The 16534-nt window shown below is 64.9% G+C and carries 16 protein-coding genes; 13 read left to right on the top strand and 3 right to left on the bottom strand.

Going from position 1 to position 16534, the window contains the following annotated elements:
• Window positions 1-4: 4 nt before the first annotated feature.
• From H6718_31310 to H6718_31320, 3 genes are all read left to right on the top strand, one after another.
• Window positions 5-994, top strand: coding sequence for a quinone oxidoreductase (locus H6718_31310; protein MCB9589945.1), 990 nt, complete (start codon window positions 5-7; stop codon window positions 992-994).
• The gene (locus H6718_31315) at window positions 991-1866 is read left to right on the top strand and encodes a hypothetical protein (protein ID MCB9589946.1); all 876 of its coding nucleotides are present in this window, start codon (window positions 991-993) and stop codon (window positions 1864-1866) included. Before H6718_31310 ends, H6718_31315 begins: the two co-directional genes overlap by 4 nt.
• 102 nt (window positions 1867-1968) lie before the next feature.
• Window positions 1969-3192, top strand: a complete 1224-nt coding sequence (locus tag H6718_31320; GenBank protein MCB9589947.1) for a Stp1/IreP family PP2C-type Ser/Thr phosphatase — start codon at window positions 1969-1971, stop codon at window positions 3190-3192.
• Here the strand turns inward: H6718_31320 and H6718_31325 are convergent.
• Window positions 3189-4106: a hypothetical protein gene (locus tag H6718_31325; GenBank protein ID MCB9589948.1), complete on the bottom strand. Its 918-nt coding sequence runs from the start codon at window positions 4104-4106 to the stop codon at window positions 3189-3191. The two genes, H6718_31320 and H6718_31325, sit on opposite strands and share 4 nt — an antisense overlap.
• A gap of 112 nt (window positions 4107-4218) precedes the next feature.
• Between H6718_31325 and H6718_31330 the strand changes: the two genes are divergently transcribed.
• Window positions 4219-5007: a class I SAM-dependent methyltransferase gene (locus H6718_31330; protein MCB9589949.1), complete on the top strand. Its 789-nt coding sequence runs from the start codon at window positions 4219-4221 to the stop codon at window positions 5005-5007.
• Here the strand turns inward: H6718_31330 and H6718_31335 are convergent.
• Complete coding sequence (locus H6718_31335) at window positions 4929-5948, bottom strand: phosphotransferase (GenBank protein MCB9589950.1); 1020 nt, start codon at window positions 5946-5948, stop codon at window positions 4929-4931. The two genes, H6718_31330 and H6718_31335, sit on opposite strands and share 79 nt — an antisense overlap.
• Before the next feature lie 339 nt (window positions 5949-6287).
• Between H6718_31335 and ndk the strand changes: the two genes are divergently transcribed.
• The 9 genes from ndk (at window position 6288) to H6718_31380 (ending at window position 15741) form a co-directional block, all read left to right on the top strand.
• Window positions 6288-6707 carry a nucleoside-diphosphate kinase gene (gene ndk / locus H6718_31340; GenBank protein ID MCB9589951.1) on the top strand — a complete coding sequence of 140 codons (420 nt, stop codon included), beginning with the start codon at window positions 6288-6290 and terminating at the stop codon, window positions 6705-6707.
• Window positions 6708-6849: 142 nt separating this feature from the next.
• A complete protein-coding gene (locus H6718_31345) occupies window positions 6850-7695 on the top strand; it encodes a hypothetical protein (GenBank protein ID MCB9589952.1) in 846 nt (281 codons plus the stop codon).
• Window positions 7696-7748: 53 nt separating this feature from the next.
• Complete coding sequence (locus tag H6718_31350; protein MCB9589953.1) at window positions 7749-8591, top strand: 2,3,4,5-tetrahydropyridine-2,6-dicarboxylate N-succinyltransferase; 843 nt, start codon at window positions 7749-7751, stop codon at window positions 8589-8591.
• Window positions 8592-8709: 118 nt separating this feature from the next.
• Window positions 8710-9288, top strand: coding sequence for a hypothetical protein (locus H6718_31355; protein ID MCB9589954.1), 579 nt, complete (start codon window positions 8710-8712; stop codon window positions 9286-9288).
• Window positions 9289-9395: 107 nt separating this feature from the next.
• Complete coding sequence (locus H6718_31360) at window positions 9396-11615, top strand: FdhF/YdeP family oxidoreductase (GenBank protein MCB9589955.1); 2220 nt, start codon at window positions 9396-9398, stop codon at window positions 11613-11615.
• 317 nt (window positions 11616-11932) lie between these two features.
• Window positions 11933-12658, top strand: coding sequence for a hypothetical protein (locus tag H6718_31365; GenBank protein ID MCB9589956.1), 726 nt, complete (start codon window positions 11933-11935; stop codon window positions 12656-12658).
• 105 nt (window positions 12659-12763) lie between these two features.
• Window positions 12764-13621 carry a formate dehydrogenase accessory sulfurtransferase FdhD gene (locus H6718_31370; GenBank protein MCB9589957.1) on the top strand — a complete coding sequence of 286 codons (858 nt, stop codon included), beginning with the start codon at window positions 12764-12766 and terminating at the stop codon, window positions 13619-13621.
• Between the two features lie 131 nt (window positions 13622-13752).
• Window positions 13753-14694 (top strand): hypothetical protein, encoded by a 942-nt coding sequence (locus H6718_31375; GenBank protein ID MCB9589958.1) that lies wholly within the window; start codon window positions 13753-13755, stop codon window positions 14692-14694.
• Between the two features lie 150 nt (window positions 14695-14844).
• Entirely contained in the window at window positions 14845-15741 is an 897-nt protein-coding gene (locus H6718_31380) for a hypothetical protein (GenBank protein MCB9589959.1), read from the top strand.
• 185 nt (window positions 15742-15926) lie between these two features.
• Here the strand turns inward: H6718_31380 and H6718_31385 are convergent, their stop codons facing one another.
• Window positions 15927-16508, bottom strand: coding sequence for a DUF4202 domain-containing protein (locus H6718_31385; protein MCB9589960.1), 582 nt, complete (start codon window positions 16506-16508; stop codon window positions 15927-15929).
• Window positions 16509-16534 lie beyond the last annotated feature (26 nt).

Here is a 16534-nt window from a genome sequence, read left to right on the forward strand (position 1 = left end):
CGGCATGAGCAGCGGAACACATCAGGTCGTGGTGGTACGCGAGACTGGCGGCATCGACAGCCTTCAGCTCGAGACTCAGGTCATACCGCTACCAGGCCCCGGCGAGGCTCAGATCCGTCACCGCGCGATCGGTCTCAACTTCATCGACACGTATTTCCGCACGGGTTTATACAAGGCTCCCAGCCTGCCGTTCACTCCAGGCGCCGAAGGCGCCGGGGTGGTGACAGCGGTCGGCGAAGGGGTGGACGACTTGCAGGTCGGTGATCGGGTTGCCTACGCGGGGGCAAGCCTCGGCGCCTACAGCGAGTATCGCCTGATCCCCGCGGATCGCCTCGTCCCCCTGCCTGACGACATCAGCGACGAAGTAGCTGCGGCAGCGCTCCTCAAGGGCCTGACCGCCGAATATCTTCTGCGACGCACCTTTCAGGTCAGGGGGGGAGAGACCATCTTGGTGCACGCCGGGGCAGGTGGCGTAGGCAGTCTGCTCTGCCAATGGGGAAAGCACCTGGGCGCGACGGTGATCGCGACGGTAGGCAGCGAGGCAAAGGCGCGGCTGGCACGCCAGTATGGGGCCAGCGAGGTCATCCTTTACCGCAAGGAATCGGTCTCCGCGCGAGTGCGTGAATTGACCGGAGGTGCCGGCGTGCCCGTGGTCTACGACTCGGTGGGCGCGGACACGTTCATGGACTCCCTCGACTGTTTGGCGCCCCGCGGGCTGATGGTGAGCTTTGGACAAGCGTCGGGCAAGGTGCCGGCTCTGGACATCGCATTGCTCAGTCAGAAGGGCTCGCTCTTCCTGACGCGCCCAACGTTGGGCACCTACACCCACGATCGCACCGAGCTACTTCAAGCCAGCGAAGCGCTATTTTCAGTGCTCCGCGCGGGCGTGCTCAGCGTTCACATCGGGCAGCGCTACCCGCTGGCCGACATACGCCTCGCTCACATGGACCTCGAGTCGCGCAAGACCGTCGGCTCTAGCGTTCTCATCCCGTGAACCCGCGTTTCGTTTTCCTGCTGCCGCTCACAGCGCTGACGCTCGCGCTCGCGTGTGGCTCACAGCGCACGCCGGTCTCCGAACCGCACCCGGTGCCAACGCAGGGCACTGCACCCTCCGGCTCCGCGGAGCACTCCACACCTGAGGCGTCACGCCCCGCCGGCTACAGCCTGCAGCAGGCAGTCGTGAGACTGCGAGAGAGGGGCGCGACGCCACGCCAACACTTGTCACCCGACTTCACGAGCATGGCTCCCCGCGCGCAGCAGCGACGGGTCGCGGCTTGGAGCGCAACTTCGCTGGGCACTGACACTTCCGGACGCGTGACGCTGCATGCTTCTGTTCGCATGCCCTCTCCCCCGGAAAAATCCGCACGGCAAGTATTGCTGACGTTCGAACTACCCGAAGCCGAGCAGCACCTCACCAGCAAGCTGCTCGGCGCGAGCTTCGAAGATCGCAGCGAGGCTCCGTTCTTGGGTTTTTCCCGGGCAATACTGCCGAGCGTTTTGATCGACATCGCACCGGAGGGCGAGCTCGGAGTCGGAGCGACCTGGAGCGTGGACCGGCGCTACCAAGATGGGTCCGGCGAGTTCTTCTCACGTCGCAACTACAAGCTGTTGCGCTGGGTCGCGCCCGACGCGTTTGGTATCCGGCAGACCGCCCGGATCGCAGAGCTCGAGTTGGTGTGGGTCGACGGCGCCGAACGCGGCTCCGAACAGGTGACGACAGGACGCATCTGGCACTCCGCCGCGTGGCTGTACCCGGTCGGCTACTTTCGCCAGAAAATCGAAGAGGGCGAGATCACCCTCGAGACGATGCTGCAACTAGACAACCCTGAATGGCCAAAACTTAGCCCGATCGTTGCCAGGGACTGAGGCTTTCGGGCGACTTTGACCCCACCCGCTGCGGAATGATGTAACAATGGACGCGGATAGCGCGGGCGCCCAGCGGTGCTGTCCATGGGGAAAGGACACAGGATGCGGTACATCGCGACAGGCCTGAGCGACGTCGGCAAGAAGCGAGAGAACAACGAAGACTCGTTTCTGATCGACCGGGACCTCGGGCTGTACGTGGTGTGCGACGGCATGGGCGGTCACCAAGGCGGCGAGGTCGCTTCGCGCCTCGCGGTGGATACGGCCGCCCGTATGCTCGAGGAGTCTCACGCAAGCTTCGCTGATCTGGTGAAGACCAAGGACGGGCGCAACGCGCTGGTGCAGCTGGTCGAGACGGCGGTCGAGGTCGCGTGTCGGGAAGTGTTTGGTCGCGCCGCGGCAGATCCACGCCTGCGAGGCATGGGCACTACCATCACGTTGCTGTTGCTGGTCGGTGACTTCGCGGTGATGGGCCACGTCGGAGACAGCCGACTGTATCTGTACCGTCAAGGTCAGGTGCATCAGCTGAGCTCGGATCACACGTTCGTCGCGAGCTTGATCAGCAGCGGTACCATCAGCCCAGAAGAGGCGAAACGTCACCCCTACGCTTCGGTGCTGACGCGATCTTTGGGCGTTCAGGAGACGGTGCTCGTCGACACACTGCTGTTCGACGTCTTGCCCGGAGACACCATGGTGCTGTGCTCCGACGGCTTGAGCGGCGCGCTGGAGAGTCCCGAGGAGCTGGGGATGATCCTCGAGGAAAACCAAATCCAGAACCTGCCGCAGACGTTGGTTGATCTGGCGAACGTGCGCGGGGGCAGCGACAACGTCACGGTCGTTTGTGTGCGCTCGGCTCGAGCGCCGGCTGACACGCTGCTCGAAACTGACTTCGAACTCAGCCCGGAGAACAAGGTCGAGCTGAAAGTGCTCGAGAGTTCCTTCCTGTGCCAAGAGCTGCGCATGGACGGCTTGCTCCGGGTGCTCAACCTGGCAGACGTGACGGCGCTCGCGATCGGTGAGCGCCCGTTGATCCGCGGGGATTCGTCTGACGGCATGTTGATGGTGATCCGGGGTCGCTTGCGTGAGACCGGCCCGAAGGGGGAGCGCGAACTGACCCGAGGACATCACGCCCAGGCAACCGCGCTGGTGAACCCACACATCTCGGAGGTCAGCCTGGAGGCGGTGGAGCCCACTTGGTTGATTCGCCTGGATGGGCCGCGCTTCCGCCGTTTGATCCAACGCCGCCCGACGCTTGGAGTTCGCTTGTTGCGCAACCTCGCGCGGCAGCTCTCACTAGAGCTCATCCAAACGGGCGATCCACAGGGCTAGAACAGAAGCCTCGCGAGGCAGTGGGGCTTTCCGCTGTCTGGCTCTGCGAGCACGCGAGCGCACGCGCCGACTCGCATGTTCCCTTCAACCGTCAGCTCGAAGAGCCGCAGCCACACGCGGTAGCTGCGGCCCGCGAAGCAAGGTCGGGCGAACGCCAGCTCGAGTTCACTGCCGAGCAGCGCGAAATCTCGGCCTAACGTCGCGAGCCGCCTGAGCGCCGCTTCTTCGATCACCCGTGGGTAGACGAGGCTGTTGACGTGCTGGTTGGAGTCCGTGTGCACCAAGCCAAAGTGCAGCGTCTGGGGGTCCGGCGACTCGCGCTCCTCCAACCAGCGCGCTCCTTCAGGGAGCTCCACGACTTCAGCCGGGTCGCGCCATGGGTAGACCTCCTCAGGCACTTCCGGGACGCCGAGGCCGGCGGGCAAACGCAACACGCGGCGCTCTCCGGCGGCCGCGAATGGCCGTGTCCACACCTGTTCGGAGAAGATGCGTCCGACGTGGATTCGTTCGCCCTTGTGCTGCGGCTGCGGGTCATACGTGCGCTCGGCTATCCCCCAGATGTCGGTATGGAAATTCAAGAGCAGCCGCGTGACCTCACCGTCGCGCTCGGCGCGTGCCAGCTGGTAGCGCGATGTCGCCTCGAGGTGGTTCCTTACGGATACCGGACCGCCGAAGGTCTGAATGAAGAAGCGGCTCGGGATGGCCGCGATGTGCGCACGCTTCGCTAGCTCGGGAAGCGGCGTGTCGCGGAGCAACTTACGCCACGCGCTGAAGCCTACGCCCTGCGGGATAGCTTCGAGGCGGACGCGGCCATCCTGAGCGATGTCTTCGTAGCGCACGGCGTAGTTTGCCGTGCCTTCGCTGCGGGGCTCACCGGTCCGGGGATCTTCGAGAGAAAGCGTCGGGAAAAACATGGTCTTGATGCGTCCCCCAGCGCAGCCAGGATCTAGTGCAACGCGGGGGCCAGCGCCACTCCGAGCACAACCGCGCTCTCCCTCGCGGCCCGCTCCTGCTAGCTTTCGGCTCATGTTCGGGGCACGCGGTCCGCGCTTCTGGGAACTGGCAGAGCAGGCGCTCAGCTCCACGGAGCGTGGCTACGACCTCCTGGCGCCGAAGTTCGACTGGACTCCGTTTCGCACGCCGGACGCGATCCTCCAGGGTTGCCAGGCGTACCTTGGAGCTGGCGAAGCGCCGCGCGCGAGTGTCGACCTCTGCTGTGGGACAGGCGTCGGCCTGGAGATGCTGGCGCGAGTGACCCGCGAAGAGGTAGTCGGCGTCGATTTCAGTCGCAACATGTTGGAGCAAGCCCGACGCCGTATCGAGGAGAGTGCGCAGCGAGTTCCAGACGCACCTCACCCCCAAATTCGGCTGATTCGGGCGGATGTGATGGCGCTCGGGGAGCACGCAGAGCTCCACGGCCGGTTTGATTGCGCCACCTGCTTTGGCGCCCTGGGTCATATCCGCGAGGAAGAGGCAGTGAGCTTCTTTTCCGGCGTGCTCGAGTGCCTCTCGCCTGGCGGTCGCTTCGTCCTCGTGACCTTCGACCACCCCCCGCCCTGGCACCCGGCGTGGCTGCTCTCTCGAGCGTACAATGGCCTGACGCACGTGCGGAACTACCTCGTGCGGCCGCAGTTCCACATGTACTACCTGACCCACACCTGGCCTAAGCTTGGCTCGAACCTGCGGGCAGCAGGCTTTGACGTGAGCACACCGGAGCAAGCGTTCTTTGCGCCGTTTCAGTCGGCGCGCTTGATCGTCGCAAAGCGTCCGACGGCTGCAAGCCAGTCCGCCAACGGCGCTAGCTCACCAGATTGACGCATCCAGCGCTGCCCCCGGTTGACCAGGCGCAAAATCGCTTCCGCGCGGACAAACGGCAGGTCCCGCGCTAGAGCTGCATCGCTGTCCCACCAGTCGTCGTCTCCCTTGTAGCTCAGGATCATCACCATCCGACGCACGACGTACAGCGACCCCAGGATGTAGGCCGCTTGGGCGCGCTCCGCGCCGCCGAAATCCGGCAGGTGTACGCTGAGCAATCGCGCCTCTACTTCGGGCACATCGGGCAGTGACTCGTCACTGAGCAGGGTCATCAAGTCTTCGAGCGGATCTCCGGGTCCCGCGGCCTGCCAGTCGATCAGCACAACGGGACGTTGCGGCTCATCCATCAACACCATGTAGGCGGGGCTCGCCGTGTGCTTGATGAAGTTTGTTTCCGTGAGGTTTATGATTGCGTGTATTGCAGCTTCGTCGAGCCGGGGCGTATCGAGTGCCGCAAGGCTCCCCAGCACAGGCACCATCTGCAGCAACTCATCGAGCCGCCCTTCCCGCAGCGGGTCAAATACCGCATCCAGTCGCGCCACGCGCCCAGCTGCGTGGGCGGCGGAGAGCCCTGACAGACAGGCTCCCACCCATTTTTCCACGGGTAAATTCTCGCCCTGGTTCAGCTCCCGTGACATGCGACGGCTTCCGACGTCCTCGACGATGATCCAGTCTTCAGACTCGGCCAGCAGCTTAGGCACGGGCACACCGCGGTCGCCGAGCTCACGCAGGGCGCGAGCTTCGAGGGCAAGCGCCCGGGAGTTAGGCCGAGACGTCGCGATCACCGACCGACGCCCGAAGATACAACGGAAGGACTCCGGCAGGCCCACGGGCGCACGGCGGGGTGGTTGCACCTCCGTAGGGGTGATGCCGAGCAGCCTCGAACACGCGTCAGCCGCCTGCGCCATCAGCTCTGGGTGCTCTTCGCGCACGCCTGCCATGCTCGTCGAAGCGTACGCGATCGAGGCTCCCCGCGTGAGCGTCAGTTGCGCGTTTGCGGATAAAAGCGAAGGCAAGTGGCGCTGCTGCGGTGGCCCGCCGCGCCCGCCCGAGCCGCGTGCGACGGGCCGGTGACGCTCGAACGCCGTCGATCCTCGCGGTGAGTTGGTTTCCTGAGTCAGAGGATGGTGCTAAGAGGGCCGCGCCGAACGCACGGAGCGGTCCCCTCAGCTTGCGCCAACCAGGCGCGAACGAGCTTCGAGGGCGCTGATGCCAGCTGCGAAAGGCCGCAAACCCTTGTTGCCCGCTCCGGTGCAACCCGACGAAATCAGGAGTACTCAATGCCTACCCAGCGCACCCTTTGCATCATCAAGCCCGACGCCGTGGAGAAGAAGGTCCAAGGCAGCATCATCCAGCGGGTGCTGGACGAAGGCTTTCGCATCGTCGCCATGCAGCAGACTCAGCTGAGCCGCGCACAGGCGGAAGGCTTCTACGCCGTACACCGCGAGCGCCCGTTCTTCGACGAGCTCTGCACGTTCATGACCCGTGGCCCGGTGGTGATCGCCGCGCTGGAGCGGGATGAAGCCGTCGCCCACTGGCGCAAGGTGATTGGCGCCACGGACCCGGCCAAGGCGGACGAAGGCACCATCCGCAAGCTTTTTGGCGCCAATGTGGGTGAGAACGCCACTCACGGCTCGGACTCCCCGGAAAACGGCCTGATCGAGACCGCGTATTTCTTCCCTGGACACGAGTTGCTATAGGCCCCATCTGACGCCTGCAGCGAGGCGGGAAGATGATTCGCTCGCGTCTGCGATGCGACATGCGGCACGCTGGGTACGCTCCGTTGGGCGCGTACCCAACGTTCAAGCGCCGCCTAGCTCATACCAAGCACACTGATCGGGAATGCTCACTTCGGGAACCTCTCAGCTGCGGTCATCGGATGCTTCACTCGAAGCCGCTCGGGGCTCGTTGCGCGAGACGCTAAGCGCGCTCCGCAACCTGGAGCAGCTGTTGAAATCGATCCGCGTGGGACCGAGAGCGCTGTCTTCGGTGATCCCCGACGTGCATGCTTCCTGTCAGAGCCTCGCTCCGACCGTCAGCGCACTGCTGACGGCCGTGGCGGGACAGCTCTCGGATCCCGCGCCGACTCAGGAACTCGAAGCCTTCGCCGTACCCCGTGCGAAAGAGCTGGTAGACGCGCTAGGCAAGGCCCGTCGTAAGACGCTCACCGCCAAGAAGCGCCTCGACCTCGAGCAGCTGGTTGCCGTGAAGACCAATGAGCTGGACGCGGTGCGCGCTCTCGCTGAGTGCTTGGACGAAGCCTCCAGCGGGCGCCAGGTGCACATCGACTTGACCCAGCTCGCCCAGCAAGCCTTGGCGGCCGGCGGGGAAACCGCCGGGCCACGAGCGCACATTGGACTGACCGCAGAGCGCCTTGGAGAGGAGCTGCTGGTCAACCCCAAGGTCGCGACCCAGCTGATCGTGCTCGGTGCTTCGGCAGTCACCGATGGGGGTCAGCGACCGGCCCAGCTCACCATCTCCCCCGCGGCGGGGGGCGGTTGTCAGCTGAGGCTACGCGCCCTCGACGTAGCGCCCGAGGGCGCTTTCACCGTTGGGCTGCCAGCAAAAATCCAGCCTGCGGCGACTTGCCTGAACGCCGTCGCAGCACTCAGCGGCGCCAAGCTCGGAGATGCTTCAGGGGAGTTGGTCCTCACCTGGGGCCCCGACGCAACCCGCGCCAGCGGCTGAGGCAAGCTTGGGGGCTTGCCCAGGCAAGAGGGGGTCGGTACATCCATGCCCTCATGCCCACGACCGACGCAAATAGGCTCGAAGACTTGAAGGCACTCGTCAGCGCGGCGTTCGAAGATCGAGCGCTCCTCAACGACGACAAGCACAAGCAGGCGGTATTGGACACGCTCGGCCTGCTCGATTCGGGCCAGATCCGCGTCGCGACCCAAGACGGCCCCGGAAAGTGGACGACCCACGCGTGGATCAAGCAAGCCGTGCTGCTCTACTTCGGTGTGGCCCAGATGGAGACCTGGCACGCGGGCCCAATCGAGTTCTTCGACAAGGTGCCACTCAAGCACAACCTGCAAGAAGCCGGCGTCCGCGTAGTTCCGCCCGGAACCGTGCGTTTCGGCTCCTTCATCGAAAAGGGTGCGATCGTGATGCCGGGCTACGTCAACATCGGCGCCTACGTCGGCTCGGGTACGATGGTCGACACCTGGGCAACCGTCGGGTCCTGCGCGCAGATAGGCAAGGACTGTCACCTGTCTGGTGGTGTGGGGATCGGTGGCGTGCTCGAGCCCCCGGGCGCCCAACCCGTCATCATCGAGGACGGCTGCTTCATCGGCTCGCGCTGCATCGTCGTGGAGGGCATGCTGATCGAGCGCGAGTCGGTGATCGGAGCTGGCGTGACCCTCACCTCCTCCACCCAGGTAATCGATGTGACCGGCAGTGAGCCGGTCGAGCTGAAGGGTCGCATCCCGCCACGCAGCGTGGTGATCCCAGGAACTCGCACAAAGCGCTTCCCGGCGGGAGAATACCAAGTGCCCTGCGCGTTGATCATCGGTCAGCGCAAAGAAAGCACCGACAAGAAGACCAGCCTCAACACCGCACTCCGGGAGTTCAACGTCTCCGTCTGAACGTCGACGTACCAACCCGCGAGGAGGTTTTTTCGCCATCGTGCTCCACCCCCGAGCCACAAGCAGACTACCGGCGCGCAACAGCGTACCGCGCGCCAGACGGCGCGGGCGCGCGCGTGTGAGCGCCGTAGCAATCGCGGCTCTGGCTGTCCTCGGAGCCAATGGGTGTAAGAGCCGTGTGTCGTCGGATCCAGTTCCTACCGTCGCAAGCACCAACCCCGAAAAGGGACCGTCTCTCCTCACGGAAAAGCCCCTGAGCGGCGCCCTGGAGGCTCTCAAGGAAGCGGTGGGTGGCGACGTGCAAGCCATTGAGCTGCGCATCTACCCGACGCGCGTCGTGCTCCAGGCACAAGACCCCAAGCGTCCGTCCAACGTCGACCAGTACATCTATAAGGACGGCAAGGTGGGCAAGGCGGTGCCCGTGAAGCTCCAAGGCACTGGCAAGCTGGAAGACAATCTCTTCCCGCTCTCGGACATCAAGCTGGAGCGTATCCCGCCACTCGCGGGGCGGGCGCTGTCGGAGCTTCGTCTTGAGAACGCACACGTCGGCTTCGTGAGCGTGAAGCGCGATCTGCCACGCAGCATGGCGATCCGCCTGCGCGTGAAGGTGCAGAGCCCGCGCAAGGACGCTTACTGGGACACCGACGTGGACGGCAATCCGATCGCGAGCGACGCAGGCGCCGACGCCGCGCCTTGAACAGTCTGCAACGTAGTGCGTCTCGCCTGCGGGAGGCCGCAATGAAACCCGGCGCTCCCAACCTCATTTACTAGCGACCGGCAGATCGGGCGCACTAGCCTTGGCGGATGGGAGTGCTCAAGACCCTCTGGCGCTGGCTGAGCCTCGCGATCCCGTTCGGGCTCCTGAGCAGCAACAAGCCACGGCACTACCGCGAGATGTTGCGCGTCCTCTGGGACAACCGGGGACGCTGGGGTTACGCCCTCCGCATCCTGCGTCACGGTGTGTGCGACGGATGCTCCTTGGGCCCTCGCGGACTCAAGGACGACGTCATCCCGGGAACGCACCTGTGCCTCTCACGCCTGAAGCTCCTCAAGCTGAACACGATGGGAGCCATCGACGCGAGCTGGTACGCAGACGTGGACCGCCTCGACGCGCTCACCAACGAAGAACTGCATCGCCTCGGACGTCTCCCCTACCCCTTGTTGCGTAGGGCCGGCGAGGGCGCGTTCACCCGCATCAGCTGGGACGAAGCCTCCACGCTCATCGCAGACAAGCTGCGGGTGGCCGATCCGGATCGGGTTGGCATGTTCGTCACGAGTCGCGGGCTCACCAACGAGACCTACTACACGCTGCAGAAGCTCGCGCGCATCGCCGGCACGCCCCACATCGATGCCTGCGCGCGGCTTTGCCACGCGGCATCGAGCGTCGGACTCAAGCAGACGACTGGCTTCGCTGCACCCTTGATTTCGCTCTCCGACTGGATCGGTACTGACCTCTTGTTGATCATCGGCAGCAACCTGCCGAACAACCAACCCGTCAGCACCAAGTATCTGCACGCCGCGCGCAAGGCAGGCACTCGCGTGGTCGTCATCAACCCATTCAAGGAGCCCGCCCTCGAGCGCTACTGGATCCCTAGCATCGCTTCATCGGCGCTATTCGGCAGCAAGCTGATGGACGACTACTACGACGTGCGTCCAGGTGGCGACATCGCGCTCATGACGGGCCTACTCAAGGCGCTCGACGAGATCAGCGGCTGGGACGACGAGTACGTCGCGGCGCACACCGTCGGCAGCGAGGAGTTGCGCGCCCAGCTGAAGCGCACGAGCTGGGCAGAAATCGTGCAGGATTCCGGAATCAGCGAGGAGCGTATCCGCGAGCTAGCGGAGCTCTACAAGCAGAGCAAGAGCGCGGTCATCGTCTACTCGATGGGCCTCACACAGTACGAGTTCGGGGTCGAGAACGTGAAGATGGTCGTCAACCTCGCATTGTCGCGCGGAAACATTGGCCGACCCAAGTGCGGCATCATGCCCATCCGCGGCCACTCGGGGGTGCAGGGCTCGGCGGAGTGTGGCGCTGACAGCGACAAGCTCCCCGGCGCCCAGGACATCACCCCGGAGAACTGCAAACCCTTCGAGGCAGCCTGGAACCATCCCATCCCCCACCGCTCGGGCATGCGCGCCACGGAGCTCCTCGAGCACGCCGGCAAGCAAGGCCTCGACCTGCTCTACCTGGTTGGCGGCAATCACCTCGAGACGATGCCTGACCGCAAGCACGCGCGCGAGGCCCTGAGCAACGTCGGGCTGAGGGTCCACCAGGACATCGTGTTCAACACCTCGACGCTACTCCCCGCCAAGGAGGCGGTGTTGCTTTTGCCAGCCCAGACTCGCTACGAGCAGAAGAGCGGCGGCACCAGTACCTCCACCGAGCGGCGCATCCGCTTCACTCCGGAAATCCCCGGCCCACGCGTGGGAGAAGCACGCGCGGAGTGGGAGATCCCGTGCCTGATCGGCAAGAAGTTGCTGCCCGAGCGCGAGGACCTGTTCGACTATCGCGACAGCAAACAAATCCGCCAGGAAATGGCCAAGTTGATTCCCCTGTATGCGGGCATCGAGAAGCTAGAGCAGGAAGGCGACTCACTGCAGTGGGGTGGCCCACAGCTGGGCGCTGACGGTTTCCCTGGGATGCCCGACGGCAAAGCGCGTTTCTCCGCGGTGAAGATCCCGCGCGTCGATGTACCTGAGGGCACGTTCTTGCTGCGTATGCGACGCGGCAAGCAGTTCAACTCGATGACCTACGGCAACACGGATCCGCTGACGAAGCAGGCAACCCGCTCGACGCTGTTCCTCGACCCGCGTGACCTTCAGAGCGTCGGAGTCGAGGACGGCGAGACCATCCTGGTGCGCTCCGAGGCGGGTCAGATGCAGGCGGTCGCAAGACAGGGTCCCTGCCGCCAACAACACGTCCAGGGCTTTTGGCCCGAGTGCAACGTGCTGTTACCGCGGAAATACGACCCTCAGTCTGGGGAACCCGACTACGGGACTGTGGTCACCATCGAACGGCAATAGGCCGCAGGCTGTGGTGTGATTCTCAGCCCACACCCCCGTGACACCGGGATCAGCTCTCAGCTGCGCATGTGGTGAACCTGACGGAGCAGCGGATCCCGGGCGGAAAAGCCACAAACGCCGCATCTCCCGGGCACGCGACCCGATTGGAGACACTCGGCCGACCTCACAGAGCTCGTGGCACGAACCTTGATAACCTGAGCCACCGGGATGGCAGCATTGACGGCAAGGCAAAGCCGTCGGACCGTTTGCAGATCTTTTTCACGAGATTGCGCGCGTCCAGCGCGAACAAGCCGGTAAGGCAAGGAGAGACCACACACATGCACACCACGCTTCGCTTCTTGGCAGGCGCGCTCTTGGCTTCGACGGCTCTGATGGGCTGCTCCGAGGAGACCGTGTCTTCAACCAACATCAAGACCAAGGGGATCGCCGGACTGTTCGAGGTCACTGCAAGCAGTGAGACCTCGTCCACCGTGAACGCCAAGCTGGTCGTTGGTGGCGACGAGAGCAACACCTACGTCACCCTGGACAACGGCGACAAGCTCACCGCAACCGCTGGCACCGAGACGAAGACCATGACGACCGGAGACGGCGCGGGTCGCTATGAGGCGAGCTTCGGTACCGGCGCCGGAGGGACCGAGTTCAAGATCGCCCTCGAGCGCCCAGATGACGACGACGCGCCGAACAACGTTGGGACGCTGCCTGCTCCGTTCAGCGTCACCGAGGTGCCGAGCACCACGCCTTCGCGGGCCAACGACGCGATCACCATCAAGTGGGACGACGGCAGCGGCGACATGAAGATCGAGGTCGAAGGCGACTGCATCTTCAGCAACAGCTTCACCGCGGCGAGCGGGAGCACCGAGTACACCATTGACGCTGGAGAGATCGACTCCACCGGTGTGAACGCAGAAGATCAAGAGACCTGCGATCTGACGGTCACCCTCACTCGCACGAACAAAGGTACGGCAGACACCCTGAACCTCGATGATGAGAGCTACTTCAAGCTCTATCAGGTACGCAAGACGAGCTTCGCCTCGGCTCCCTGAGCTACCGATCCATGTCGACCAAGGCCGCGAGTCCTTTCAAGGGCGTCGCGGCCTTCGCGTGTTTGTAACTCGCAACCTGCTGCTGCTGTGGCAGCTTGAGCGCCGATGGCTGAGCGCTTCACCCCTCACCCCCGCTTCGCAGGACTCGTGGAGACGGACATCGTTCGACGGCGCGACGGCGCGAACGAAGCGACGCGCGACTTCATCAGCGTCGAGGAGCCGCTCTCCATCTCCGTGGATGGCGACGTGCTGGCCACCACGATGCGCACGCCGGGGCAAGACCGCGAGCTAGCGCTGGGCCTGCTGTTCGCAGAGTCCGTAGTGAGTTGCCGTGGGGATATAGGCAGCCTCACCCACTGCGGCAAGCCAGGCGACGAAGGCTACGGGAATCTGATCGAGGCGCGCGGGGCACCAGGCGTGCGCCTCGACATCGAGGACGGTTCACCAGCGCGCCGGGGGACGCTGGCGACTTCAGCTTGCGGCGTGTGCGGTCGACGCACCGTGGATGACTTGATGGCGCGTTGCACGCCGGTGCCACCTGTTGAGTTCCGGAGCCCAGCCATCGCGAGCGCCGTCGCTGCTCTTACCGCGGGGCAACAACAGCATCGGCTGTCTGGAGGGCTGCACGCAGCGGGCGCGGCCGATGTGAGCGGCGACTTGCAGATCGCATTCGAAGACGTGGGGCGGCACAACGCGGTGGACAAGCTGGTTGGGCACCTGTTGCTCAAGAGCGCCGACGATGAGCTGCTGCCGGCTCGGGGCATGCTGCTCGTGGTGAGCGGGCGCACCAGCTTCGAGATCGTGCAGAAGGCCGCGCGCGCGGGCTTCGCGGCGGTGGCTGGTGTTTCCGCGCCGTCGAGCTTGGCGATCCAGACGGCAGAGCGCGCGAGCATCTTGCTCTGCGGCTTCGTGCGTGAAGGGCGCCTCAACGCCTACACCTTCGCCGAGCGGCTGTTGCCTTAGCAGAGCTGGCCCAGCTGATACGGGCGCTGGGAGGCGCACCTCCCCCCCAAAAAGCTGGGAGTGTTCGCTGGCCATTCAACAAAACTTGGAGAGCGCAGATCCTTTCGCGTCGGGTCGCGTAGGACCTGCTCATGCAGCTGTCCTGGAAAGTGAAGGCGGGGGTTCTGATTGGCGCGGGCATCGCCCTGGGCGTCGCGATGAGCAGCCTGGGCGAGGCCGCGAAGCCCCTCGGGGGAGACGCGTTCAACGGCGGAGCGGAAGTCAATCGGGACGTCGTGATGCAGATCGAGGACGGCGACGGCCGCGTGCTCTCCACGTTTGCCCACGAGGGCCAGCGCTTCGTGCTGGGTGAATCAGGTCAGCGCTACGCGATCCGCGTGTTCAATCACAGCGATCGTCGCGTGGAAGCCGTGGTGACCGTCGACGGTCGCGATGTGGTCAGCGGCGAGCTCGGAGATTTCACCAAGCGCGGCTACATCGTCCCCGCTCATGGCTCGGTGCTGATCGACGGCTTCCGACGCAGCCTGGACACCGTCGCGGCGTTCCGCTTTTCCACACCGGAACGGTCGTACAGTGCGCTCAAGGGCTCCGGCTCCCACGTCGGCGTGATTGGGCTAGCTGTCTTCTCCGAGGACAACTCGAAGCGCCCTCAAGCCATCGCCGAGCTGCCGGCGAACGAGTTCGAGCAGAAGGCCAAGCGAGACTTCGACTCTCCCGCGGATCGTGGAGCCGCGCCGGAACCCCAGGCAGAAGCAGCTCCGAAATCCGCAGCCGCAGCGCCCGCTCCGCCACCAGGGCAAGCCGGCGGCGGCTGGCGAGGTCGGCGTCCTTCCCCCACCGAAGGTCGCGCCGAGGAGAAGCCCGGCTTGGGCACCGGCTGGGGCGAGAACCGGGTGTCCCAGGTCTCGCGCCAGGATTTCGAGCGCGCAAACCCCGATCGCCCCGACTTCGTCTCGAGCTTCCGCTACGACAATCGCGCCGGACTCGAGGCCCGCGGCATCCGGCTACTTGGCAACGACGACGGCTTCGCCAAGCCGCCGGGGCCTCAAGCGTTCCCGCTGAGTCAACGTTGATTCGACCCAATCGCTCCTTCCGCGGGTGCCCCAAACGGCGCCCGCGCGGCGCTTTGTAGGCGCTTTTCCCTTGTTTTCGGGGGAGAGGGACGGCGCAAAGAAAATCGAGCCGTCGCTGTAAGAGCCGCTCGGGCTTCGCGTTTCGAGGACATGCGACCCCAACTACTTCTCCTCGGAACCGCCTTCATCACCATGGCCTGCGCCGGTGGCTCTGCTCCTGGCACCAGCAAAGCGCCGGAGTCTCCCGGCGCGCAAGGCTACGGCCAACCCGCCCAACCCGGCTACGCCCCAAGCGAAGCCGAAGCCAGCGCCGACATGGCGCCCCCCAGCCCAGAGTCCGCCTCACGCTCCGCTTCCGGCGGCGCTGAGTTCGACGAGGCGCCTGCCAAGCAGCGTCCCGGCCTCGGCACCACCTGGGGTGAGACCCGCACGAGCCGCATCTCGACGTCGCCCTTCTTCCGCGATGACCCGACCTCGCCCACCGCGGTGACGTCGTTCTTCTACAACGACATGGACGGCGTGCGCGCCATGGGCGGCAGCGGCTTCGTCAGCGCCGAGCAAGGCGTGGTGTCCGTCGCCGGCGGCGCCCTCCTCGTGCGCCTGATCGACGAGAACGGCCGCCCCCTGCCGGGCATGGCGAGCGGCGGAAAGAACTTCATCGTTGGCAGCAACGGCCAGCGCTACATCATCCAGATCAAGAACAACACTGGCTCACGCGTCGAAGCCGTGGCGACGGTGGACGGCCTGGACGTCATCGATGGCCGCGACGGGTCCTTCTCGAAGCGCGGCTACATCGTCAGCCCGTTTTCCACAGTGGAAATCGACGGATTCCGCCAGAGCACCGAGACGGTCGCTTCGTTCCGCTTCGGCAGCGTCGGTGGCTCATACGCCGCCCGCAAGGGCAAGGCGCGGAACGTCGGTGTGATCGGCATCGCCTTCTTCCACGAGCGTGGTTCGAGCTGGGGCTGGAGCGCCGACGAGACGCGCCGCCGCCAGTCAGCAGATCCCTTCCCGGGGCAGTTCGCAGAACCTCCCCCCGGGTGGTGAGTCCAATAGTCAGTCAGTCGGGTCGCAAAGCGGCGTCGACGTAACCAAGCAGCGCGTCGACGTCACCGAGAGCCGCATCCTTTGCAGAGGGGGTGCGGCTCTCACCTATTTGGGGCTGCTGCAAGGCAGGCAGCTCGACGCACGGCAGCTCGAAGCAGGCAGACCAGATATTTTCCCTGAGGCTTTTACTCAGCCAGTGCAGCCTGCACCAGCTCCGACAGCTCCGGTGTCAGCTGTAGCTGCGAGGCCTGCTGGTGTCCCGCGTCGCTCATCTTGCGCCACGTCTTCCGGATGATGTCGAGCAGCTTCTCTCGCGGGTGCTTCGCCGCGAACTCTGGCAGGTCGAACTCCAGAAACGTCAGGCACAGCGCGTCTTCCATCACCTGGGCGTCGGAAGCTTGGCCGAGGCCCTTCTTCATGTTGATGCGCTTCACCTCCTCGATGACGGACTCGTCGAACCCCAGCGCAGCCAGCGCTTGACCGGCTTTTTCGGCATGGGATTTCGCAAGACTGGTGCGCCACGCGATGTAGCCCTTGCGCCCCTCAGGAAAGTGGGCGCGAGGGACTGTCCAACGCTCCAGGTGCTGGCAATACGGGGCAATTCTCAGAGCGACGCTCGCCCCTGGAGCCAGCTGGAGGACCCAAGCTGCAAGGCGCTCGGCCTCCACCAGCGCCTTTGGGCGTTGCTCCCCAGCGACCTCGACCCGAGTCGGATCTTGAGCCTGTCGTTCACGAAACACTGCGATCGCCTGTTCGGTAGTCGCCATGACAACGCGAGCCTACTCGGTTCCGC

The sequence above is a fragment of the Polyangiaceae bacterium genome (assembly GCA_020633205.1).
Lineage (GTDB): Bacteria > Myxococcota_A > Polyangia > Polyangiales > Polyangiaceae > JAHBVY01.